Annotated in this window: 2 protein-coding genes; both read left to right on the top strand. The window is 59.0% G+C overall.

Annotation, left to right across the window (positions count from 1 at the left end; all coding sequences use genetic code 11):
* The coding region (locus EOL86_15345; protein ID NCD26944.1) for an ADP-L-glycero-D-mannoheptose-6-epimerase at window positions 1-297 on the top strand (297 nt) is incomplete at its 5' end.
* A gap of 195 nt (window positions 298-492) precedes the next feature.
* Window positions 493-1,107 carry a hypothetical protein gene (locus EOL86_15340; protein ID NCD26943.1) on the top strand — a complete coding sequence of 205 codons (615 nt, stop codon included), beginning with the start codon at window positions 493-495 and terminating at the stop codon, window positions 1,105-1,107.
* Window positions 1,108-1,165 lie beyond the last annotated feature (58 nt).

Genomic DNA, 1,165 nt, shown 5'->3' with positions numbered 1-1,165 from the left:
TGGCTGCTCAAGCATCCGGACGTGGGCGGGATTTTCAACGTCGGCACGGGCCAGGCCCGGACCTGGAACGATCTGGCCCGGGCCGTGTTCGCGGCCATGGGCCGTGAGCCGCAGATCGACTATGTCGACATGCCCGAGACCATCCGCGACAAATATCAATATTACACCTGCGCGGACCTGGCCAAGCTGGCCGGACGCGGCTGCGACGCGGCCTTCCGGCCCTTGGAAGAGGGCGTCACGGATTACGTGCAAAACTATCTGATGCGCGATCAGGCCCATTTGACGACCAGATACTGAGTGGTCATCGGTGTTGCGTGCGCCAAAACAGGGCGGTCCGGAGATCCGGGCCGCCTTTTTTGTCTTGCCAGGAAGAATAATCTGTCGCGCCTTGGCCGCGGGCCTTTCCGCTCTTCATGAAAAGGATGATTTTTTTGTCGAGTCCGGATAGGAGGGCCAATTCCATTTTTTGTTCAAAATTTCATGGAGGTCTTCATGCGTTTTTGTCCGTTGTTTTTGTGCGTGTTTTTGGCGGTGGGCGTGCTGGCCCCGGTCTTGGTTTCGGCCAAGCAGCTGACCATCGATACCAGCCAGCCCTGTGGCGGCATGCCGGTGGTCGATTCCAACCCCGTGGAACTGCTGCCCCTGCTGGGCGAGGGCTCGGGATGGACTTTGGATTGGAAATCCACATGCCTGGACATGGGTGGTCAGAAGATGATGGGAACGGTTATTCCCCGGGCCAAGGTGCTGGCGGCCCGGTACGTCAACGGACAGAACGCCGTGGCCGTGACCCTGAGCATCAATCAGGACGCCGCGCAACGTCCTGGTTCCAGCCTGGACATGGGCCCCGAAGCGGCCCAGTATTCCATGGTCAAACCCTTGGAATCGAAAACAATCACCGTTTCCGGGAAGGACGCCAGGACCGGCGTGCTCGGCGGCATGGGCGACTACCGTCAGGATGTGCTGGATGTCATGCTTTCACCCAACGCCATTTTGAGTCTGCAACATGAGTATTCATCGTCCGGCCAGGCCATGGACATGGTCAAGTGGGCCGAGGACGTGCTCAAGGTCGAGGCCTACGCCGATCCGGCCTGGGTCAAAGGGAAATAGGGGAGCTTTGTCATGCGCGTTTTTGTCATGCTTTTTTTGTTGGTGCTGCTGCCCGCGA

The sequence above is a fragment of the Deltaproteobacteria bacterium genome (genome assembly GCA_009930495.1).
GTDB lineage: Bacteria > Desulfobacterota > Desulfovibrionia > Desulfovibrionales > Desulfomicrobiaceae > Desulfomicrobium.
This window is presented reverse-complemented; position numbering and strand designations above follow the sequence as displayed.

What these genes read in the sequence shown, in the direction of transcription:
- EOL86_15340 (NCD26943.1), top strand. Translation starts at nt 493, where the DNA reads ATGCGTTTTTGTCCGTTGTTTTTGTGCGTGTTTTTGGCGGTGGGCGTG.